This is a genomic window from Cognataquiflexum rubidum (assembly GCF_022538115.1).
GTDB lineage: Bacteria > Bacteroidota > Bacteroidia > Cytophagales > Cyclobacteriaceae > Cognataquiflexum > Cognataquiflexum rubidum.
Genome location: NZ_JAKZAL010000020.1, coordinates 31,271 through 53,529 on the forward strand (window position 1 = coordinate 31,271; position 22,259 = coordinate 53,529).

Here is a 22,259-nt window from a genome sequence, read left to right on the forward strand (position 1 = left end):
AAAATAAAAATATAACATAAAAGAAACATTCAAGTTTCCATTTCGACTCGAAACAAAAGCGATAAATCACTGTAATTCAATATATTAATTAATTAGTATAAGAAATAGACAGCCATTGAGTTTCTCAAACTACCCAATCCAAAAAATCCTGAAGGAATATTATGCAGAAAATAGAAAAGTAAAAAAAATCTTTAAATTTTCATATTATTAAATTTTCACGATTGACAAATCACAAAATTCAGGGTCAATTATGGCTATTGCAACAAAACAGCTCTCATATCTTATCGCGGCCTTTCCAGAATTTCAAAAAATAATATTTGAAAGGATTGCTGTATTTCAACAATTTCCAAGGACGGCTACCATGTGGCCGATGGAGAACGGGACTATCCATCAAAACAAAATTGTCAAAGCCCAAGTCCACTGATTTTTTGGACATGAAAGTGTCATACCAATCTTTGGTATCATCAAGCTGCATAAAATCGTACTTCTCCAAAAACGAAGGAGAAAATAAAGTACAACAGAAGCTCAAACTTCTCTGGGTTTTGATGACATGTTCTTTTGAAGATTTGAATTTGAGGTAAGGGAAATTGACTTTTTCGTCTTCACCAACTGTTATCGCTCCTATCAAACCTGAATTGGGGGATTTCTTCAAAAATTCAATCATCTCACTGATCGTATTTTTCTTGATAATCACATCGGATTCCACTACAATCAAAGGCAACCCCAAACTGATAGCCTCCTTTTGGGCCATTTGAAGCACAAGCTTATAATTCGGGGAAGGTGTATCCGTGATATCCTCCAGATGGACGAGTTGGTATCCAATATCCCCTTTTTCCCGCTCCAACTTTGATTTTGTCTCTTCCGAACTGAAATCATTGAATATAATATGCTTTACAGGCAAACTGGAGGCTGCAATTGCCCGGGCACATTCCAATGTACTTTCTACAGAATTTTTGACGGGAGTGATGACAAGTGCTTTTGACATGGGTAGGGATTTAAACTTTAAAGTTACCAGATTAAAACGCATAAAAAAACCCTGAGGCATGAACCTCAGGGTTGATCTAAATTGTTTCAAGATATCCTAATTCAGTAAAGCCAAAGCTTCCTTTATTCTTTTCAAAGCTTCCACCAGTTCTTCATCTGACGCAGCATAGGACAAGCGGATGCAATTTGGTGCACCAAAAGCTTCTCCTGTTACCAATGAAACATTGGCTTTCTCAAGAATATATAGACAGAAATCATCTGCTGTTTTGATGGTGTGACCATCGGCTGATTTTCCAAAGAAATCTGAAATATCCGGGAAGAAATAGAATGCTCCTTCAGGGATATGGGTTTTGATTCCGGGAATTTCTTTGATCAATCCCAAAACAAGATCTCTTCTTCTTAGGTAGGCTTTTTCCATTTCTTTAGATGGTCCCTGTTCTCCGGAAATGGCAGCCAATGCAGCTCTTTGCGCAATTCCGGTATTGCCGGAGGTAAATTGACCCTGCATTTTTTCACATGCTTTGGCAATGAACAAAGGGGCACAGATATACCCTACTCTCCATCCTGTCATGGCGTATCCTTTTGAGAATCCATTGACTGTGATCGTTCTATCAAACATTCCCGGGAAGGAGGCGATGCTTGTATTTTTCCCCTTGAAATTGATCAATTCATATATTTCATCTGCAATGACAAAAAGATTTTCTCGCTTTTTGACCACTTCAGCGATGGCCTCCAACTCCTCTTTGCTGAATACAGAACCGGTAGGGTTACATGGAGAAGAATAAATCACCGCTTTGGTCCTGTCCGTCAGTGCCGCTTCAAGCTGTGCTGCTGTTGCCTTGAAATTGTTTTCAAGATTACCTTCGATCAAAACAGGGACACCTCCGGCAAGCTTGATGATCTCGGCATAACTCACCCAATAGGGAGAGAAAATGACCACCTCATCGCCTTCATTGATGATACACATGAATACGTTTGCGATCGAATGCTTGGCGCCTGTGGATACGACGATATTTTCCGCCTTGGCTTGGGATATATGGTTTTCCTCTCTCAGTTTTTTGGCAATCGCCTCTCTAAGATCCTGATAACCTGCCACAGGTGAATAAGCAAAGTATTTGCCCTCATCGATGGCAGCTTTTGCAGCTTCTTGAATGTGCTTTGGAGTTTTGAAATCCGGCTCACCCAAACTCAGACTGATGATATCCTTGCCTTGGGCTTTGAGTTCCCGGGCTTTCTTTGCCATGGCCAATGTGGCCGATTCTTCCATCTGAATGATGCGATCGGATAAAATAGAATTCATTTTCTTGGTTGTTATTTTTTAAATTCCGCCAAAAATACAGATTCCGATGATTAATTCTAAACTTAACCGAGGTTTTGGAAAGGATTCTATATTTTTGGGATAAAATAATGTCACCCGACAAATCGTTAGAGAATTACATGAAAACAAGGCTTTTATACATTTTTATTTTCATTCTTTTTTCCAATTCGGTGTTTGGACAAAAGGAGAAAAAAGGAGAAACGGTAGATCCTGATTCATCAGGCGTCGTTTCGGATAGGTTTTTACCGACAGCTGCCCCTTTGTTGCTATTCGATGACAATACCAAGACTGAAAAAAAGAAAGCTGAAAAGAAAAAAATAAAGAAGAATATCTACTTCGGTGAAAAAACCAAAAAAGGATACGTCAGACAAAACATCAGGGAGCAGACGCAATACCAGATTTACAACTACACCACACAAAACAGACCTGCTGACCCTTACATCCGGGATATCCATTGGATTGATATCCGGGACAAAGTAATACGTACAAAAGATTTTGATCCTGCAAGAGGATATTTGCTCCATGGCCCTTATGAAAGGGAAATAGGGGAAGTTTTGGTAGAAAAAGGTTATTTCTACTTTGGAACCAAACATGGGACATGGTTGACTTTTGACACCAAGACAGTGCTTCAGGACAAATTGCATTACTCTGAAGGTTGGCCCAAAGATTCAAAAGTCACTTATTATAACAGAGAAGAAAAGAAAATTGAAAAGCTGATCCCAATAGAATATGATTTGATGGAAGGAAATTTTTTCCACTTCCATGAAGATGGTCAGGTCGGCGTAGTCGGCGAATACCACTTTGGTGAAAAAGTGGGACTTTGGACAGAATATTGGAATACCAAAGGAAAAACGGTCAGAAAAAGGGAAATCCAATACCAAGACCATCCTTTTACCAAAAATTTTACTCCCTACATCAGAGCGGAATGGGACAAGGATGGCAATCTAATTTACCGAAAAGAAGGATTGGCTTCCAATTGATTGCATTTTTATAAACCTATTTTCCCTATAATTTTTGTAGGTTAATATTTTTAATTTATTTCTAATTGCTATATTTGTCATGCTAATAATTGGTATGACACAGGAACAATTCAGTAAGTATTCATTCCTCTTAGACAGGACGGCCAAAAGAGTCAAGCAATATGCCCAAAGGAAATTCAAATTGGAGGACTTTGACATTACCGTGGACCAATGGCTGATCATGAAAAACCTTTCTGAAAATGAACTGCTGAGCCAAGCTGAATTGGCCCAAATGGTGTTTAAGGACCAACCTACCCTTACCAGAATCATTGATATTCTTACCAAAAAAGGATATGTGGAGCGTGTTCCCCATCCTTTGGACAGAAGGAGTTTTCATTTGGTATTGACACCGGAGGGAATTTCAAAAGTAGAAGAACTGAAGCCCAGGATTGCTTCTATCCGGGAAAAGGCCTGGGAAAACCTTGGAGAAACCGATTTTGAAGAGTTCAAAAGGATTTTAAATACCATTTATAACAATCTGGAATAGATTATAAAGGCAAATCTAAAATATACTTGTTATACTAATTATATTTGCACGAACAATAACATTGCTTGTTGGTTTAAAAAAATAAAAAGCACACATCATGATTACTACTGACCTTTGTATCATCGGAGCCGGACCTGTTGGGTTATTTGCAGTTTTTGAAGCAGGCTTACTTAAGATGCGTTGTCATCTGATCGATTACCTTCCTCAGGTAGGCGGACAGCTTTCAGAAATTTACCCACAAAAGCCTATCTATGATATTCCGGGTTATCCTGAAATCAAAGCACAGGATCTGGTAGATAACCTGATGGAACAGATCAAGCCTTTCAAACCGACTTTTACTTTGGGGGAAAGAGTAGACCATTTGGCAAAACAGGCGGATGGTTCATTCATTGTCACGACCAATGATAAAACCCAGGTGCATGCTCAGGTGATCATCATCGCAGGTGGTTTGGGAGTATTCGAACCCAGAAAACCGGTTTTGGAAAATCTGGAGAAATTTGAAGGCAAGGGTGTGACTTACATGGTCAAGAATCCTGAGCACTTCAGGAATAAAAAGGTGATGTTGGCAGGTGGTGGTGATTCCGCTTTGGATTGGGCGATATACCTTTCCAATGTGGCAGAAAGAGTCACTTTGGTTCACAGAAATGAAACATTCAGAGGTGCACCTGATTCTGCTGCCAAAGTATATGACCTTGCCAATAAAGGAAAAATTGATTTGATTCTTTCTGCTAACCTGAAGGAACTTGGCGGTAATGGCACACTCAAGACAGTGGTCTTAGAAGGAAAAAGCAAGGAGGAAATCACAGTAGATATTGATTACCTGATCCCTCTTTTTGGCCTCAGCCCAAAATTAGGACCAATCGCTGATTGGGGATTGAACATCGATAAGAACGCCATCGAAGTAGATACCAGGGATTATTCTACCGGTGTGGAAAGAATATACGCCATTGGCGATATCAACACTTATCCGGGCAAATTGAAACTGATTCTATGTGGATTCCATGAAGCCGCGATCATGATGCATTCGGCATTCAAATTTGTATACCCTGACCAAAAATTAAGCTTTAAATATACTACCGTCAATGGTGTCAATTCATTTTAATCTTACTTTTGGGTCATGATAACATTCACTGTAGAAGATCACGACGGCAACCGTCAATCCGTAGAAGCTCCCGATGATATGGGATTGAACTTGATGGAAATATTAAAAGCCTCTGAGTATCCTGTTTTGGCTACCTGCGGCGGGATGGCATTATGCGCCACATGCCACGTCGAGATTTTGGAAGGGAAAGATGAGTTGGGTCATGCTTCGGATGCGGAACTTGACCAATTGGAGAATCTTCCCGAATACTATCCTACGAGCAGATTGGCCTGTCAGGTCAGGATCGGTCCCATTCTCGAAGGGGCCGTGGTCAAATTAAGAGGCGAAGACAATTGAATTCAATCCCCGACAGACACCGGGGATTTTTTATTTTTTCTTGAATAGCTTTGAAACGGAATTTGAAAACGAAGTGAAGTCCTGCCCGCCAACAGACAAAGGATTAAATATTGAAGTCCCCAAATAATTGTGTCTTCCAATTTCTTCCAAATCAAACTGCATCGGATAGATCAGGATGTAATTGTTTTTGCCAAAATACCGGTTCAGGTATTTCGGGATTTTATTCATCACAGGATTATAGGAAGTACCGTTTTTTCTGCTCAATACCACTATGAGGGCATCATTTTCTTTCAAATCCCTGGAAATGATCAGGAAATCTTCCCAATCTGAAAATTCCACAAAGCCAGCTTCTATGCTGAATTTTTTCTGAACCTGTTGGATATATTTCAGGGTTTCCTCATCGCCATAAAAAATCAATTTACAACCTGTATTCCGTCCGATATTCCAGACCCTGAGAAGCCAAAATACAAATCCCATTTCCTTTTCTGCATTGGCAGGCACTACGATGATATATCTGCCAACAGTATTTAAAGGCTGATGACTTTGGTAGATAAAGGCTGTGATGTTGCTTTTACTCAATATCCCCTCTGTCAGTTTGCCCAAGAATGTATCTGATAACCCATGTTGTTTGTGCAACCCCAAAATGATATCCGTTACCTTGTTTTCTCTTACCACATTGGTGATACCGTTGACCAGATTAGAGTCATACCGGATCAGTTCAGTCAATTTATTATCGGTCGCTGCGGCACTTACGCTTGCTTTTTCCAAAAGCTTTTTGGCAAATTTTTCTTTGCTCTCATCTGAGGAATCTGACGGGACGATGTTCAGGGCATAAAGGGAATTCTTCGAGGTTTTCGATTTGATGGTTACCCCCAGGTGAATCAATTCCTCGATATTTTCAGGATAATTGACCGGAATCAAAATCCTTTCTTCCGTTTCATTGTCTTTTTCAGTGTCACTACTTTCTGTTTCCCCTTCCTCCAAAGCAAGCTTGGCCGCACCTCTTTGTGCAACAATAGAAGCAATCGTACAGGTCACCAAGATCATTAGGATCGTTCCGTTCAAAATACTATCACCAAGCAACCTGATTGGTTCACCGGTTTCCGTTTCTCCCACAATAACTTTGTAACCTACCAAGACTGCGGCCAGGGTTGCTGCTGCCTGTGCATTGCTCAAACCGAAAATAACATCCCGCTGTGCCCTTGAAAATTTGAAAGTTTTTTGGGTGAAATACGCTGCCAAAAATTTGGATAAAGTAGCGACTACCGTCATCACAATGGCCACAAAGATGGTTTCCTTATCCATGTAAAAAACCCTAAAATCTATCAGCATCCCTACCCCAATAAGAAAGAAAGGGATAAACAAAGCATTCCCTACAAACTCAATCCTGTTCATCAAAGGAGAAGTGTGGGGTACAAGTCTGTTCAAAGCCAAACCCGCAAGAAATGCTCCGATGATGGCCTCAATTCCGGCTGCCTCAGCCAAAAAAGCGCCCAGAAAAACCAAAGCCAAAACAAAAATATACTGAGAGATATTGTCATCATTCCTTTTGAAAAACCACCTCCCAAGTATCGGAAACAAGAAAATGATGATTCCCGCAAAGACAATAATCGAAATCACGAGCTTCACCCAGAAGCCGCCTGTAACTTCACCTGCAGACATCCCCACCACCACAGCCAATACCAACAACGCAAGCGTATCGGTTATCAAGGTGCCGCCCACTGCGACACTGACTGCTTTGTTTTTGATTACTCCCATTTTGCTGATGATGGGATAGGCGATCAGGGTATGCGAGGCAAACATACTTGCTAAAAGTATCGATGTCGGAATACTGAAGTTGAGAATATAAATCCCTGCCACAGTTCCCAAGCCCATAGGAATGAGAAAGGTATACATGCCAAAAATCATGCTTTTGCCACTGTTTTTCTTGAAGTCTCCGAGGTCGATTTCAAGACCCGCCAAAAACATGATATAAAGCAACCCAACAGTACCAAAAAGGATTACACTACTGTCCCGTTGGAGGAGATTGATGCCATTAGGACCGATAGCGGCTCCTGCCAGAATCAACCCAATCAATTGCGGAATTTTTATTTTATTGAGTAAAATAGGTGCAAAAAGAATGATAAATAGGATGCTGGAAAAAATCAATACCGGGTTTTCCCAAGGAAGCTTAAAGCTCAATTCTGCAGCAAAAATCATAAAGTTCTGGTTAAGTCCAATTCCAATAAATTTCGCCAAAATATCTGAAATCCAACCCATCAAAAATCAAAAAGGCTGAAAATATCCAGCCTTTTTGATTTGCATTTCACTCCAACTTTGTCCTGTCAAAAAAGTCGGTTCATTCTTCCTTCATCAATTTTTCTAAGATTTCTATCGCGGCTTTGGAAAGCACGGTCCCCGGACCAAAAACTGCTGCCACTCCGGCGTTATGAAGGAATTCATAATCATTGGGAGGAATAACCCCGCCTGCAATGACCATGATGTCTTCTCTTCCAAGTCTTTTCAACTCTGCAATCAAGGCAGGCACCAAAGTCTTATGGCCGGCCGCCAAAGAAGAAGCCCCGACGATATGGACGTCATTTTCGACTGCCTGCATCGCAACTTCCTCAGGTGTCTGGAAAAGTGGCCCTATATCCACATCAAATCCCAGATCCGCAAAACCGGTAGCAATGATTTTGGCACCCCTGTCATGTCCGTCCTGACCCATCTTCGCAACCATGATTCTTGGCCTACGACCTTCTAATTCCGCAAATTTATCTGCCAGTCCTTTTGCTTCTTTGAAACTTGCATCGTCTTTTGCCTCGGCGGAATAAACCCCGGATATGGACTTTATATTGGCTTTGTGCCTGCCAAATTCCTTTTCCATAGCATCTGATATTTCTCCTAAAGTAGCTCTTTTTCGTGCAGCCTCTACTGCCAAAGCCAATAAGTTGCCTTCTCCTGTTTTGGCTGCATGGGTAATAGCCTCCAAGGCCAATATAACTTCTTCCTTGTTGCGGTCTGCTTTCAATTTCTTTAATCTTTCGATTTGGGAAAGTCTGACTGCATCATTGTCCACCTCCCGGATTTCAAATTCCGCCTTGTCTTCATTTTGGTACCTGTTGACACCAACGATCACATCCTTGCCGCTGTCAATTCTTGCCTGCTTTCGTGCCGCAGCTTCCTCGATTCTCATTTTTGGGATTCCGGCTTCAATCGCCTTGGACATTCCGCCAAGTTGCTCTACTTCCAAAATCAGATTCCATGATCTCTCCACCAATTGGTCGGTCAGGTACTCCAAATAAAATGAACCTCCCCAAGGATCCACGACCTTGGTAATGCCAGTTTCTTCCTGTAGGTACAATTGGGTGTTCCGGGCAATCCTCGCAGAAAAATCCGTCGGCAAAGCTATCGCTTCGTCAAAGGAATTGGTGTGAAGGGATTGCGTATGTCCCAATGCTGCAGCCAAAGCCTCCACTGTGGTCCGTGCCACGTTGTTGAAGACATCCTGAGCCGTCAGCGACCAGCCTGAAGTCTGACAGTGTGTTCTCAAAACAAGGGATTTGGGATCTTTGGGGTTAAATTGATTGACGATTTTGGACCAAAGTAATCTAGCTGCCCGCATTTTTGCGATTTCCATGAAATGGTTCATCCCAATGGCCCAAAAGAAAGACAATCTTGGAGCAAAGTCATCGATGTCCAAACCGGCCCTGATCCCCGTTCTCAAATATTCCCAGCCATCAGCCAATGTATAAGCCAATTCCAATTCCGCTGTTGCGCCTGCTTCCTGCATATGATAGCCAGAGATGGAAATCGAATTGAACTTCGGCATATGCTTGGAAGTATATTCAAAAATATCAGCTATGATCCTCATCGAGGGTGACGGCGGATAGATATACGTATTCCGCACCATAAATTCCTTCAAAATGTCATTTTGGATCGTGCCGCTGAGCTCCTCAGGGCTGACACCCTGCTCCTCGGCAGCAATGATATAAAATGCCAGAATAGGAATAACTGCACCGTTCATGGTCATTGAGACCGACATTTGATCCAAAGGAATCCCATCAAAAAGTATTTTCATATCCAATACCGAATCAATGGCAACACCGGCTTTGCCGACATCTCCCACCACTCTCGGATGATCAGAGTCATATCCCCTATGTGTAGCCAAATCAAATGCAACGGAAAGTCCTTTTTGCCCTCCGGCGAGGTTGCGGCGGTAAAAGGCATTGGACTCCTCAGCTGTCGAAAACCCGGCGTATTGCCTGATAGTCCAAGGCCGCATCACATACATGGTACTGTAAGGTCCCCGCAAAAATGGAGGCAGGCCTGCAGCATATCCGGTATGTTGGATTTCAATCATTTCTTTTTCAGAAACAATACTTGGAACTCTGATTTTCTCGGCAGTTTCCCAAATAGATTCTGAAGTATATACACTGTTACTTTTGACAGGATCCAAATTCAATTTGCTGATTTCAGGTCTCATAGATTCCAGATTAAATTTTCAGCCAACATACTTTCTCTACAAGGAAATAACGACCAATCTTCTTCCTCTTCAGCCTTACTTTTTGAATTGATGATTTCCTTCCGGATGGTATATTTATTGACTCCGATTTTGGATCTTCTTCCTTCCAAAACATCCTCCATTTTCTTTTTTCTCAAGGTCTTTACTTCCTTTTGGATAAACCCGGATTCATAACAAGCCCACCAACCTCCCAATTCTTCCACATGGGACAGGGATTCTTTCACTTTTTGAAAAATCGCAACAATCAAATTTTCTATGAAGTAAGACCCGGCCACAGGGTCCAAAATCCGGTCCAGGTAACTTTCCTCTTTCAGGATATTGGAAACATTTCTCGCAAGTCTTTCCGACAAGGTGCCGGGAATTTCGGTAGCGATGTCATGTGGAAGCACATACAATGCATTGGCACCTCCGATGATGCCGGCCATGGCTTCGGTGGTATTTCTTATCATATCCGTATCGGGATCTGAGATTGTTTTTGTCCAAAAGCTTGTCTCCACAAAGAGAAATAAATTCTCCGCAGGAATATCCAACTGATAAAGTGAAATCATCCTGTGCATCAATATCCTTGCGGCCTTTACTTTGGCGATTTCAAGAAAAAAATCTGAGCCTACAGCCAGTCTAAACATTGTTTTTTGAATGATTTCTTGAGGATAAAAACCCTCGCCAACCAAAGCATCTATCAAATCAATCCATGCCGCCACCCCAAACGTCAGTTCCTGCACCGGACTGGCACCCGAATTATGGTAAGCTGCCGCATCAATGCTTAAAACTTTGAAATTGCCAAACTCTTCTCCGATCTGCAAAAGTGATTTTGCAATCTCCACAACGGTTCTTTTATCAGTTTTTTCAGTAAGAGCAGCGGCAAAGCCGTCCCACAAAATTCCGCCATAAATGGTATCAGGTTGCCATCCATTTTGATTTACCCACTCCATAAAGCCGTTCAAAACTTGAATTGGGCTCCCAATTGGATTTAAAAAAATCTGAATGTATTGCGGTTCGACGCCTTTTAGTAAAACCTCCAGGTCTTCCTCACCTCTAAGATGAAGCAGCAGACCTTCTGCGCCATTCAGAAGGGCATCGAGAATTTTCTCATTCGTGGTTTTTCCATTTGTCCCTTCAAATGAAGAAACATTGGACCAAATCCTAGGTGGCATACCGGGAATGGTCGGTTTGGCATTGACCCTATTTCTGTAACCGGACAATGAGTCTGCCAAATTCATGTCCTCCGCTGTGTAGAATGGATTGACCTTTATCCCATCTTCGGTGACTGAAACCAGTGTTTTTTCAAAATCCTTTCCCTTCAAATCACGGATGATCTGGTCCATCCAATCTTTTTTGGAATGTATTGGAAAATCCTCAAACAAATTAATTTTCATATTCGGGTTTATAATTAAGGCTAAAGCTCCACGCACCCTTTTCAAAATCAATTGGGATTCAGGAAGTGGCTCTTTTTATTTAGCTAGGTAAAAATAGGAGTTAGAACTTTCAAAACCCATCATTTACTAAGAATTCAAAAACGAAGCAGAAAGGAACTATTTTCAAAAGTTGCATCATTTTTTCAAATGGTTTCCTTGAATTCTACTTTTGCCAATTGGCAAAAAATCAGGCTGATAACCGCCTTCCGATTGAAGGTTGGCTGATTGCTATTTTGCTTTTCGGGATGTCAAAAAAATTAAAAGAGAATAGATAAAAAGTTTACTTATTTATTGAAAAGTCAAGGGCTTTTCGATTTTTTATTTAAATATATTTTCCGCAATTTTGAAGCCCTCCAAAAAAGGGGGAGGTTTTCCCAGTTATTCTATCTATAGTTTATTAAAATATAAATGAGTTCAGAGGCAAATGCTGTATGGAATGAATGCCTGCGTGTGATAGAACAACACGTCAATGAACAGAGTTTTTCTACTTGGTTTAAACCTATCAATCCTGTCCGTTTAGAGGGCGGCACCTTGACTATTCAGGTACCAAGCCAGTTTTTTTATGAGTGGCTGGAAGACAATTACGTCAATGTATTGAAGCTTGCCATCAAGTCCACTTTGGGAAATAACGGAAGATTGGAATATGCCGTGGTGGTCGATCGGGGCAATTCCCAGAATCAACCTTACATGGTCAATTTCCCCCAAGGAAATTCCAACAATCCCCCGAAAAAAACGCCGCTTCCTACCGAAAACAGAAGCCCGTTTGACATGCAGTCGCTCAACAGCGACACCTTGCTTCAATCCAACCTGAATCCAAATTATACTTTCAATACCTACATCGAAGGAGACTGTAACCGCTTGGCGAGGTCTGCGGGTTTTGCTGTCGCTACCAAACCGGGAGTGACCTCTTTCAATCCACTTATGGTCTATGGTGGGGTTGGTTTGGGAAAAACCCACTTGGTACAAGCAATCGGGAACGAAATCAAAAACGGTCCCGAAGAGAAATTTGTATTGTATGTTTCTTCTGAAAAATTCGTGAACCAGTTCATGGATTCCATCAAAGACGGAAACGTAAAGAGCTTCACCAATTTTTACATGCAGGTGGATGTCCTGATCATTGATGATATCCAGTTTTTGGCAGGAAAAGACAGGACGCAGGAGATGTTTTTCCATATCTTCAACCACCTTCATCAGAACAAAAAGCAGATCATCATGACTTCTGATTGTCCACCAAAAGATTTGAAGGGATTAGAAGAAAGGCTGCTATCCAGATTCAAATGGGGTTTGACGGCAGATTTGCAGATGCCGGATTTTGAGACGAGAGTGGCTATCATCAAGCGCAAAATGCAGTCTGAAGGAATCTATATCCCGGATGATGTGATTGAATATTTGGCTTACACCGTTGATACGAATGTCAGGGAACTCGAAGGCGTCATGATTTCACTCTTGGCCCATGCCTCCTTGAACAGGGTGGAAATCGACCTTGCTTTGGCCAAGGCAATTATGAAAAATATTGTCAAGGACATAGAAACAGAAGTCGGGATAGACTTTATCCAAAAGACTGTTTCGGATTACTTCGACATCAAGATCGACGACCTCAAAGCCAAAACCAGAAAAAAGGAAATTGTGACTGCCCGTCAGGTGGCCATGTATTTTGCCAAGGAATTTACCAACCATTCTTTGAAGTCAATCGGATATCATTTTGGAGGACGTGACCACAGCACTGTAATCCATGCCGTCCAGACAGTGAATGATTTTATGGAAACCGATTCGGCTTTTAGGAATTCGGTGAATGACCTGAAGAAAAAATTCAAAATGAGGTCTTATTGATTTTTTTCATGCCTCAGTACTGATACTGCGGATAGATTATTTCTTTCTAAAGTCAAGGAATAATCACCAAGCCCTTGATCTCTTCTCTGGTAAATCTCAATTCGGTAGAACCCATTACATACGGCCCGATTTCGTACGGATTGAAGAACAAAACAAACTCTTCTCCTTCAAATCCCATCGCTGCAGGCAGGAAAAAATCCTTGTCATTCTCCAAAAAAAACGAGCCATCTTTTTCCAATGAAACACTGTCAGGGACATCATGGTAATCCTTAAATTTGGTTTCAGCAAGAGTCAACAAGCCTTTTTTATCCAAAATCAGCTCATCATTTTTCATAGGAGCATTTTTTCCCACATCAAAATTCAGGTACATCTTGTAAGTGTTTGGATGTGCGCCGCCAGTAAAGGAAAAAGTGTCGAAAACAATACTTATCAATGTTGGGCTTTGAAACGTAACTTTGGAATCCACGGTGATTTCCCATTCCTGTGGTGAATCGAAATCTTCTCGAAATGCAACATAAGAATCAAGGAATGTGGTTACTGCGGAGTCCAAGGGAACGATTTTCTGATTTTCGCCTATATTCAAAAACATCACCAACTGCTGCTCTACATGGGCATTGAGGAAATCGGCTGATTCGGAAGGACTAGAAAAGAATGGGTAGGATAAACTGACTTTGGCACAATCTTGCCCTGCACAGTCTACTTTTTCAAACGTCTTTTGCTGAAAATCCAAAACGCCGGATTCCGTTGTCCCGGATTGGCAGGAATGCAACTGCAGGGCAATAAAAATTAAAATAGCTGACCTTAAATTTTTCACGTGTTCGATAGATTTTATTTATCCCCTTTACTTTTTGTAAATAGATCTACCAATTCCCTCGCTTTGGCGATAGGAGAAAGTCTTCCTGAGGTGATATCAGGCAAAATTTGATCCAAATGTTTTTTGATTATTTCATTTTGGAAAAAGCTCCTTTCTAAAAGATACCTGATATGTTCATGAAGCCAATTGGTCCTTTGGCCTGCCCTGTTGTTCTCCCAATAACCATTTGCAAGCATTCTTTCCCTGTAGCCCATGATCATCTCCCGGATTTCATCCAATCCGGTTTTTTCTACCGCCGAACAGGTTTTGACCTGGGGGATCCAACCATTCTGCTTTTCGGGAAAAAGATGAAGGGCATTGGCATATTCTCTTTTGGCATTTTTTGCAGGCTCGAGATTGGCTCCATCAGCCTTATTGATCACCATTGCATCACATATTTCGATGATGCCTTTTTTGATTCCCTGAAGTTCGTCACCTGCACCTGCCAACATCAAGAGCAAGAAAAAATCCACCATTCCTTTGGCAGCAATTTCGGATTGGCCTACGCCTACTGTCTCTATCAATATCACGTCGAATCCAGCCGCTTCACAGATCAGCATTGCTTCCCGTGTCCTCGCGCTCACCCCACCCAATGTACTTCCTGCAGGAGAGGGACGGATATAGGCCCTTTTGTCAGAAGCAAGATTTTCCATCCTCGTCTTGTCCCCCAAGATGCTTCCGCGGGATTGCTGACTGGTGGGATCTATGGCCAAGACTGCTACCTTATGACCCTTTTCTACCAAAGTTTTTCCAAAACTTTCTATAAATGTACTTTTGCCTACACCCGGTACGCCTGTGATTCCGATTCTGATTGAATTTCCGGAATAAGGCAAAATCCCTTCCATTACCTTCTCGGCGATCAGTTGATCCGTATGCAATTCGCTTTCAACCAAGGTTATTGCCCTGCTGATCATTACCCTATCTGAATGAAGGATCCCTTGGATATATTCAGATACTGAAAGTCTTTTTTTGGTCAAAATCACATGCTCGGTTAAAAGTTAAACACTTAAAGTTAAGGGAATTATTTGAAAGGATATTTTACAAAACTGACCTGACCCATCGCATTCTTTTCATACATGGCTGAGCAAAATGATACCGCCTCGGTATCAAAGTAGGGCGGGTCAGGACGGAGATTTTTTGGAGTCTTCTCTAGTTGGCTAAAGAAATAGACTTTGGTGTTTCCATATTTGGTGTGGGGCATATAATTGCCATACTTTTCCATTTCTTCCCATAAGGAATCCGGCGAATGCACTGCATAAATCCTGACTATCGGACCGGTATTGTTTTCATTTCTGTAAAATGCCACTTCTGTATATTCCCCTTTCAGTTCATTGACTCCCGGCTGGGAAAGGCTGTCCACCATAATCCAAATCACCAAGGCGGCAACGACAATTCCCAATCCATAAAATAACTTTCGCGAGCCCATATTTAGCGGTATTTAGATTTTAAGCTTTAATTTAGAAGAAAAATTTCAAGATGGCATTTGAATACATCAAGGCATTACATATCATTTTCGTAACTACGTGGTTTGCAGGGCTGTTTTATATTGTCAGACTTTTTATCTATCAGACTGAGGCTTTGGAAAAGCCCGAAGAAGAAAAACGCAACTTTGCGCCGCAATTGAATCTGATGGCAAACCGGCTTTGGTATATTATTACCTGGCCTTCGGCAATCCTGACACTGATTTTTGGCGCATGGGTTTTTTATTACCGTTGGGGTTATATCCATTCGGGATTTATGCAGGCCAAACTTGGATTTGTTTTGGCTCTTTACATTTATCACTATATCTGCCACAGGATTTACAAAGATTTACAGGATGGCAAAACAAAATGGACCTCCACACAATTAAGGATGTGGAATGAAGTAGCGACAGTTTTGCTTTTCGCTATTGTTTTCCTTATCGTGCTCAAAAGCCTGATCAGCGTGGTTTGGGGAATCGGAGGTTTGCTTGTCTTGAGCATCACCATGATGCTTGGAATCAAATGGTATAAAAAAGTCAGGGAAAACAATCAGTCCAAAAATTAAAAAAACCGGTCCATAGTCGACAGTCCATAGCCACTACCATGGATTTTCAATCAAAGTTTTAAATGGTTAGTGAAAAAAACGTAAATACAAAAACCAAAGTTATGAACACATCATTTCTCAATAAAATATTTATTCCCGCTCTAGCATTGTTGGTTTGGAATTGCTCCCCAAAGAATAGTCAGGAGAATTCAAATCTTCCGCTTCCGATACTTGGCAACAGGCATGTCGAGGAAATTGAAAAAGATGGAAAGAAGGTACAGGATACCGTTTACCACAAAATCGCCGAATTTTCCTTTACCAACCAAGAAGGAAAAGAAATCAATAATCTTTCTGTGAAAGGCAAAGTGTATGTCGCTGATTTTTTCTTTACAAGCTGTCCCACCATTTGTCCCATCATGAAAACCCAAATGCTCAGGGTTTACGAAAGGTTTAAAGACCAACCGGATTTCCTCATCCTAAGTCACACCTTGGATCCAACCCACGATACCCCGGAATTGCTTAAAGATTTTGCATACAAAATCGGCGTGGAAAATGACAAAACATGGCATTTTCTGACCGGTGATCAGGAAAAAATCTTTGAAATAGGACAGACTAGCTATATGACTACAGCCATGTCAGATCAGGCAGAACCGGGCGGATATCTTCATTCAGGTGCATTTATTTTGGTGGATCAAAAAGGCCACATCAGGGGAGTCTATGACGGTACCAAAGAAGATCAGGTCAATAGGCTGATGAATGACATCCCAAAATTGCTTCAGAAGTAATCCATGAAGAAAATAATCTTTGCTTTATCTCTTGCTGTATTATCCCTTCATTCCTGCAAACCAAAATCCTCCAATCCTGAAAACACCTTGGCGAGCATATCTGACACCAAAGTGTTACAATATGCGATAGAGGGTAAGGCTTTGTATGAAGCAAACTGTGCCAACTGTCATCAAAAAAACGGTTCAGGGTTGGGAAAACTTATCCCGCCAATATACCAGTCTGACTATTTTTTAGAGGATATCCCAAGATCAGCAAAAATCATCAAGCACGGCCAAAAAGGAGAAATCACTGTTAATGGCGTTGTCTACAATCAGGAAATGCCCGGGAACCCAAAGCTCACCAATATTGAAATAGCCCATATAATGACTTACCTATATAATATCTGGGGAAGCGAAAGGGGGGTGATCGACGCGACTATGGTGGAAGAATACTTGAAAAAATAAGATTTTATGATTTTTCCAGCTCTGTTTTGGCTGCTTCAATGGAAGTTTTTATTTCATCATTCACCTTTTGAACTTTGATTTTTTGATCAAGAAGGTAGGTTTCGATTTCATCTTCAGTCATTTCTTCATAAGTAGATTTGAACTGCCTCATCCAGACGAACATTCCTTCAAAGGCTGAATCCAAGTCAGCAGAAATAGCGTTGAGTTTTTCAATTTCTCCCGACATTGCTACGCTGTCAGCCGACAATTCCCCTGACTTTTGGAGGATGTCCTTTTTAAGCTTTTTCAACTCATCCATTTTGGGCATCACCTCATCATGGATGGCAATAACTTCCTTTTTCAGGATCTCGTTTGATTCTTTTTTGTCAGATCCACAGGCAGACAGAAAGAAAAACATGGCAACAAAAAATCTTAAATAGTTCGGGCTCATAAGTTTAGATTTTGGCCAAAGAAAATACAATTTTATTATAAAAAGAAATTAAATCTAATCTTTTTGATTTTTATATAATTTTTCATATTTTTTTTATGATTTAAATCATTAAAATTAAAAATTAAAAGAATCTATTAATCGGTCAAATATTCTAACCCAAAAAGGGTTGTTGACCCTAAAATGTATAAAGGTGAAAAAGCTATCATGTTTATATCCGTCAGGAATTTGTATTTTTGGACAAATCCAAAGCATCGCAAATGCTTGGTTTCATTTGGCTCTTAAACTCAAATTATGAAACAGTTTTGCTTCTCCAACGACCAGATTATTGATTCAAAAAATGCTGCTATCCATCCGATGGATATAGGCTTGATAAGGGGTTATGGGATTTTTGATTTCTTTCGGACTTCAGGATACATCCCTCTCTTTTTAACGGATTATCTGGACAGATTCATCCGGTCTGCGGCAAAAACCCATCTCCACCTTGCTTATTCTAAGGAGGAACTTGCACAGATTATCCATGATTTGATACAAAAGAATGACCTGGAACAAGGCGGGATCAGAATGTTGCTTACAGGAGGAGTTTCTGACAACCATTTTTCGCCGACTTCCGGTTCACTTTTCATTTTTTGTGAGAACCTGGACTTCCCTGCCGCCTCAAAATATGAAACAGGAGTCAAACTATTATCGGCAGACCATGTGCGCGCGATTGCAGATGTCAAGACCACCAATTACGCTTTCCCTGTCTGGCACAGTGTCAATTGGAAAAAGGAAGGTGCCGAAGATGTGATCTACCATCACAACGGCTATATTTCTGAGAGCTCAAGGTCAAATATTTTTGTGATAAAAAATGGAAAAACCGCCACTCCTGACCTAAACATTTTGCATGGCATCACCAGGAAAAGAGTGTTGGAACTCGATAAGAACATCGAAATCCGGCCTATAAGTTTTGATGAATTGATAGATGCCGATGAAGTATTTATGACCGCAACTACCAAAAAAATCCTTCCGGTCACCATGATAGATGATTTAAAAATCAAAGATGGTAAACCGGGTCCAAAGACAATTGAACTGATGGCAGCATTTGCTGCTATGGAAAAAAAGAGTGTTTTGGTCTAAATTCCGAGCGAAAACCTCAAAAAAAATGTCAGTGGAAATCACTGACATTTTTTTGCTAGGTATCTAACCTTCTCAGTTTGCAAGAAGCTCTGCTTCTTTGAGGATATACATGAGTTTTTCAGGGTCTTTGTCATTCAGGGTAAGTTTTCCTCTTACCCTCACTCTTTTGGAAGTGTATTTGATCGGGGTTTTCAGCATTACTTCCATGACTGTCTCAGGTCCTCCCGAACCACAAAAGAAGCACTCAGCCAATGGCAATGAAGACAAGATGATATGTTCGGGCTTAAACATGCCTTCAAAAGGAATGATGTATCCGTCAGCTTCCACCACTTTTCCTTCCATGCCTTTGATACTAGGGCCAAATACAGGAATGTAAAGTTCCCCAAACTCATCCTGACCTATCTTATAGGTCACTTGGGCCAAATCTTTCCAAACAGTTGTGCTTTGTCCATAAGCAAAGCTTGTGACAAGGGCTAACATCATTAAGACTACGGTTCTCTTCACTATCATGGTAATTCCCATTTTGATTAATTATTGGTGATAATCTGACTTGCAAATCTATGCTTTGGTCAGTTGTTTGGCAATATCTGTTTGATAAGCGTTCCATGCAGGGATAAGGGAGGCAAGAATGCCCACAATTACTGCATATCCGAGAATCCAAAGTTCTTCTTTCAGAAAAACTGCGGCACTCAAAGAACTGATGGCACCCTGATCATTTTGCATAACGAGAATGACCAAGAAAAGGTGCCCGATAGCGATGCCGACGACTGCTCCAAGGATGGTCAAAATCACTCCTTCCAAAACAATATGGAGGAAGAGCTGCCAACTCGAAGCTCCCAAGGTACGCATCACGGCAAGGTCATATTTCCTTTCTTTCAGTGAATTGAACAGTGCAATAAAAATCCCCAAGCCGGCAATGATGATGATCACGATTGCCAATCCTTGAATCAGCTTGACTCCGATCCCTAACAATTCGAATAACCTCGATATTTCAAAGGATGGTGAGGCTGCCTGAAGGGCGCTTTTGCTATTGATAAATCTCGGTAACTGTACCGCGGCGATGGGATTTCGGTATTGGATCAAAAGAGAAGTAACTTCCCTGTCTTGGTCAGTGATCGGGAATCCTTTCTTGGCAATGGGCGCTTCATGCGTAGCGTGGTTATGTTCCTCGTCATGGGTGTACCATACAGACTCGATACTTGTCAGAATGAGTTTGTCTAAAACATTTCCCATTGGCTCCAATACTCCGGTAATGTCATAAGGATGGGCATCATGCTCGTGGCTGCTGCTCCCGATTCCGTGTGAACCTATAAAAGTATCTCCTGTTTTTAATCCGATTTTTTCAGCTACTTCATGACCCAAAACTACTTCAAAAGGCTTTTCCCAAGCATTTCCCTGAGAAAATGTAGCTGAATACAAGGTCAGATAATCATGGTTGGTTCCCACAATTCTATATCCCTGGTAATTGTCACCCAAGCCAAGCGGTATGATATTCTTTACCAGTCTGTTTTTGGAAAGTGCCATGGCATCTTTCAAATCAATGTTTCCCGTCGGAAAATCGATATGGTAAACACTCGAAAGGATCAACTGAAGCGGGCTTCCTTTGGCACCGACGACAAGGTCGATTCCCTCCGCATCTTTGGTCATTTTGTTTTCGAATTGATCTTGGATCAAAATCAAAACCGTGATAATCGCCAAGCCCAAGCCCAATAACAGGATATTCAAACCGGTACTCAGCGGTTTGGCGATCAGGTATTTCCAACTCAATTTGATCATATTCATAATTGGCCTCCTATGATTATTTGGTTGGGAATATGGTCTTTGACCCGCTGGTCATGGGTAACGATGATCAGAGCGGCATTGTATTTTTTGGCCTGCGTCTGGAGAAGTCTGACCACGGCTGCGGCATTTTCTTCATCTAAACTCGCTGTAGGTTCATCCGCTAAAATGAGTTTTGGCTTATTGACCAATGCCCTGGCGATGGATACACGCTGGGCCTCACCTTCGCTCAGGGTATTGATACGTGCTTTCTTTTTGTCAAAAATTCCTAATTCTTTCAACAAAGGTTCGATCATTTGGGTATTTTCCTTAACAAAAAAGTTGGCAAGCTGAAGGTTTTCTTCCACCGTCAGAGGTGCCAGAATATGTGGTTTTTGAAAAATGATTCCGATATTTTTCCCCCTGAATTTATCCAATTGTGATCCTTTCAATGAATAAATATCCGTTCCGTCGATGGTGACAGTCCCTGATTTGGGTTTCAATAATCCTGCGATGATGTTCAATATGGTGGTTTTTCCACTTCCGGATTTGCCGATGACGAGCATTTGGTCACCTGCATCTAGGCTGATATCCGGGATTTGGAATTTTTGATTGGAATCGTAATAAAACTCGATGTTTTTGGCTCTTAAGATCATTATTCTTGGATGGGTATGCTGATTTGGAATGTAGTCCCTTTTCCTTGCGCACTTTCAAAAGCGATATCTCCGTTCAATACTTCCAGGCTTTTTTTCACGATAGACAATCCAAGTCCGGAACCTTCGATGATACCTACGTTTTTAGCCCTGAAAAACCGGTCATAAAGCTGGTCATGCTCTTTTTCAGGGATGCCAATTCCTTTGTCTTTGACTGTGGCTTTCAGGTTGCCTTTCTCTAACCATACGGTAAAATCAACTTCCTGTCCATCTTTGGAATATTTCACTGCATTGGAAAGCAGGTTTTCAAAGATCTGGTATAACAAGTCAGAATCAGACACGATTGTTTTCGGAAGGTTTTCCAATTTCACATTGATCTTCACATCATGCTCAGAACCTGCCTTGACCACATCCAATATTTCATTGAAAAGTGCGGCCACAAACATCTTCTTCGGTCTAAAGTCTATCTTATTGGCATCTGCCTTTCCGAAGAAAAGAACAGAAGTCAGCAGGCTATTCAAACTCCTTACAGAATTTTCGATTTTGGTAGCATGCTTGACGATCTTGGCTTTAAAAGGATGTTCCTTTTCTGCATACTGCTGAAGGAGTTGTGCAGAACTCAGGATAGAAGTCAAAGGAGTTTTGAAACCATGGGAAACATTCAGTACAATCCTTGATTTGAGTTCACCGATTTCCCTTTCTTTTTCCAGGGCTCTAGTCAATTCTTTGTTGGCTTCAGCAAGGTCCTTGGTTCGCTGCCTTACTTTTTCCTCCAGCTCGTTATTGAGCTTCTGAAGTTCTTTTTCTTTTCTGTCTTTAAAAATCGCCAGTTCAATCACCATGTTCAGTTCACGGATATTGAAAGGCTTGATGACATAAGCACTCGGATTGGTACCGACTACTTTGGTAAGTGTCTCGGCATCCGAACTCGCACTGAGATAGACCACCGGGATATCATATTTTTCATTAATGATTTCGGTAGTCTTGATCCCATCAAGCTCGCCGGCGAGATTGATGTCCATCATGACAATATCTGCCTGATTGTGCTCGAGGATTTCTAGGGCTTTTTCACCGGAATCCGAAATGCCGATGATCTCATGGTTGTTCTTTTCAAGAGCTTTTTTGAGTAAAAGCGCCGAAACGTGGTCATCCTCTGTAATTAATATCCGAAGTGGAAACATGTGTGCTGTTTGAATATGGGTGCAAATTACAAGTTTAAAT

General features: G+C 41.3%; 22 protein-coding genes. 9 read left to right on the forward strand and 13 right to left on the reverse strand.

The window, feature by feature from the left end; all coding sequences use genetic code 11:
- Window positions 1-274: 274 nt before the first annotated feature.
- Both MMU05_RS18195 and MMU05_RS18200 read right to left on the reverse strand, forming a co-directional pair.
- Entirely contained in the window at window positions 275-985 is a 711-nt protein-coding gene (locus tag MMU05_RS18195) for a glycosyltransferase (RefSeq protein WP_241143104.1), read from the reverse strand.
- 96 nt (window positions 986-1,081) lie between these two features.
- Window positions 1,082-2,284: a pyridoxal phosphate-dependent aminotransferase gene (locus tag MMU05_RS18200; RefSeq protein WP_241143105.1), complete on the reverse strand. Its 1,203-nt coding sequence runs from the start codon at window positions 2,282-2,284 to the stop codon at window positions 1,082-1,084.
- Window positions 2,285-2,421: 137 nt separating this feature from the next.
- Here MMU05_RS18200 and MMU05_RS18205 point away from each other — a divergent pair, with 137 nt between their 5' ends.
- The 4 genes from MMU05_RS18205 (at window position 2,422) to MMU05_RS18220 (ending at window position 5,246) form a co-directional block, all read left to right on the forward strand.
- Window positions 2,422-3,282, forward strand: a complete 861-nt coding sequence (locus tag MMU05_RS18205) for a toxin-antitoxin system YwqK family antitoxin (protein WP_241143106.1) — start codon at window positions 2,422-2,424, stop codon at window positions 3,280-3,282.
- Between the two features lie 94 nt (window positions 3,283-3,376).
- On the forward strand, window positions 3,377-3,808 hold the full coding sequence (locus MMU05_RS18210; protein WP_241143107.1) for a MarR family winged helix-turn-helix transcriptional regulator: 432 nt from the start codon (window positions 3,377-3,379) through the stop codon (window positions 3,806-3,808).
- Between the two features lie 97 nt (window positions 3,809-3,905).
- The gene (locus MMU05_RS18215) at window positions 3,906-4,910 is read left to right on the forward strand and encodes an NAD(P)/FAD-dependent oxidoreductase (RefSeq protein WP_241143108.1); all 1,005 of its coding nucleotides are present in this window, start codon (window positions 3,906-3,908) and stop codon (window positions 4,908-4,910) included.
- A 15-nt stretch (window positions 4,911-4,925) separates the two neighbouring features.
- Window positions 4,926-5,246: a 2Fe-2S iron-sulfur cluster-binding protein gene (locus tag MMU05_RS18220; protein WP_241143109.1), complete on the forward strand. Its 321-nt coding sequence runs from the start codon at window positions 4,926-4,928 to the stop codon at window positions 5,244-5,246.
- 30 nt (window positions 5,247-5,276) lie between these two features.
- Here MMU05_RS18220 and MMU05_RS18225 read toward each other — a convergent pair whose 3' ends face one another.
- From MMU05_RS18225 to MMU05_RS18235, 3 genes are all read right to left on the reverse strand, one after another.
- Window positions 5,277-7,445 (reverse strand): cation:proton antiporter domain-containing protein, encoded by a 2,169-nt coding sequence (locus MMU05_RS18225; protein WP_241143110.1) that lies wholly within the window; start codon window positions 7,443-7,445, stop codon window positions 5,277-5,279.
- A 139-nt stretch (window positions 7,446-7,584) separates the two neighbouring features.
- Window positions 7,585-9,711 carry a methylmalonyl-CoA mutase gene (scpA, locus tag MMU05_RS18230; RefSeq protein WP_241143111.1) on the reverse strand — a complete coding sequence of 709 codons (2,127 nt, stop codon included), beginning with the start codon at window positions 9,709-9,711 and terminating at the stop codon, window positions 7,585-7,587.
- Window positions 9,708-11,126 carry a methylmalonyl-CoA mutase family protein gene (locus MMU05_RS18235; RefSeq protein ID WP_241143112.1) on the reverse strand — a complete coding sequence of 473 codons (1,419 nt, stop codon included), beginning with the start codon at window positions 11,124-11,126 and terminating at the stop codon, window positions 9,708-9,710. Before MMU05_RS18235 ends, scpA begins: the two co-directional genes overlap by 4 nt.
- 447 nt (window positions 11,127-11,573) lie before the next feature.
- On the opposite strand from MMU05_RS18235, the gene dnaA reads away from it, so the two are divergent.
- Window positions 11,574-12,995 (forward strand): chromosomal replication initiator protein DnaA, encoded by a 1,422-nt coding sequence (gene dnaA / locus MMU05_RS18240; RefSeq protein WP_113925613.1) that lies wholly within the window; start codon window positions 11,574-11,576, stop codon window positions 12,993-12,995.
- A 52-nt stretch (window positions 12,996-13,047) separates the two neighbouring features.
- On the opposite strand, the gene MMU05_RS18245 is transcribed toward dnaA, so the two are convergent.
- From MMU05_RS18245 to MMU05_RS18255, 3 genes are read right to left on the reverse strand one after another with little or no spacing between them, the layout of a single operon-like run.
- Complete coding sequence (locus MMU05_RS18245; protein ID WP_241143113.1) at window positions 13,048-13,809, reverse strand: DUF3298 and DUF4163 domain-containing protein; 762 nt, start codon at window positions 13,807-13,809, stop codon at window positions 13,048-13,050.
- Window positions 13,810-13,823: 14 nt separating this feature from the next.
- Window positions 13,824-14,828 carry a methylmalonyl Co-A mutase-associated GTPase MeaB gene (gene meaB, locus MMU05_RS18250; RefSeq protein WP_418884481.1) on the reverse strand — a complete coding sequence of 335 codons (1,005 nt, stop codon included), beginning with the start codon at window positions 14,826-14,828 and terminating at the stop codon, window positions 13,824-13,826.
- A 41-nt stretch (window positions 14,829-14,869) separates the two neighbouring features.
- Window positions 14,870-15,274, reverse strand: a complete 405-nt coding sequence (locus MMU05_RS18255; protein ID WP_241143115.1) for a hypothetical protein — start codon at window positions 15,272-15,274, stop codon at window positions 14,870-14,872.
- Between the two features lie 50 nt (window positions 15,275-15,324).
- Between MMU05_RS18255 and MMU05_RS18260 the strand changes: the two genes are divergently transcribed.
- The 3 genes from MMU05_RS18260 to MMU05_RS18270 all read left to right on the forward strand — a co-directional run bounded on the left by MMU05_RS18260 (window position 15,325) and on the right by MMU05_RS18270 (window position 17,081).
- Entirely contained in the window at window positions 15,325-15,873 is a 549-nt protein-coding gene (locus tag MMU05_RS18260; RefSeq protein ID WP_241143116.1) for a CopD family protein, read from the forward strand.
- Between the two features lie 101 nt (window positions 15,874-15,974).
- Window positions 15,975-16,637 (forward strand): SCO family protein, encoded by a 663-nt coding sequence (locus MMU05_RS18265; RefSeq protein ID WP_241143117.1) that lies wholly within the window; start codon window positions 15,975-15,977, stop codon window positions 16,635-16,637.
- A 3-nt stretch (window positions 16,638-16,640) separates the two neighbouring features.
- Window positions 16,641-17,081, forward strand: a complete 441-nt coding sequence (locus MMU05_RS18270) for a c-type cytochrome (RefSeq protein ID WP_241143118.1) — start codon at window positions 16,641-16,643, stop codon at window positions 17,079-17,081.
- 4 nt (window positions 17,082-17,085) lie between these two features.
- Here the strand turns inward: MMU05_RS18270 and MMU05_RS18275 are convergent, their stop codons facing one another.
- On the reverse strand, window positions 17,086-17,511 hold the full coding sequence (locus MMU05_RS18275) for a hypothetical protein (protein WP_241143119.1): 426 nt from the start codon (window positions 17,509-17,511) through the stop codon (window positions 17,086-17,088).
- A gap of 291 nt (window positions 17,512-17,802) precedes the next feature.
- Between MMU05_RS18275 and MMU05_RS18280 the strand changes: the two genes are divergently transcribed.
- Window positions 17,803-18,627 carry an aminotransferase class IV gene (locus tag MMU05_RS18280; RefSeq protein WP_241143120.1) on the forward strand — a complete coding sequence of 275 codons (825 nt, stop codon included), beginning with the start codon at window positions 17,803-17,805 and terminating at the stop codon, window positions 18,625-18,627.
- 72 nt (window positions 18,628-18,699) lie between these two features.
- Here MMU05_RS18280 and MMU05_RS18285 read toward each other — a convergent pair whose 3' ends face one another.
- From MMU05_RS18285 to MMU05_RS18300, 4 genes are read right to left on the reverse strand one after another with little or no spacing between them, the layout of a single operon-like run.
- Window positions 18,700-19,137 (reverse strand): hypothetical protein, encoded by a 438-nt coding sequence (locus MMU05_RS18285; RefSeq protein WP_241143121.1) that lies wholly within the window; start codon window positions 19,135-19,137, stop codon window positions 18,700-18,702.
- A 48-nt stretch (window positions 19,138-19,185) separates the two neighbouring features.
- Window positions 19,186-20,409: an ABC transporter permease gene (locus MMU05_RS18290; protein ID WP_241143122.1), complete on the reverse strand. Its 1,224-nt coding sequence runs from the start codon at window positions 20,407-20,409 to the stop codon at window positions 19,186-19,188.
- The gene (locus tag MMU05_RS18295) at window positions 20,406-21,041 is read right to left on the reverse strand and encodes an ABC transporter ATP-binding protein (protein WP_241143123.1); all 636 of its coding nucleotides are present in this window, start codon (window positions 21,039-21,041) and stop codon (window positions 20,406-20,408) included. The genes MMU05_RS18290 and MMU05_RS18295 overlap by 4 nt, the downstream gene beginning before the upstream one ends.
- Complete coding sequence (locus MMU05_RS18300) at window positions 21,041-22,219, reverse strand: hybrid sensor histidine kinase/response regulator (protein ID WP_241143124.1); 1,179 nt, start codon at window positions 22,217-22,219, stop codon at window positions 21,041-21,043. Before MMU05_RS18300 ends, MMU05_RS18295 begins: the two co-directional genes overlap by 1 nt.
- Window positions 22,220-22,259: the final 40 nt, after the last annotated feature.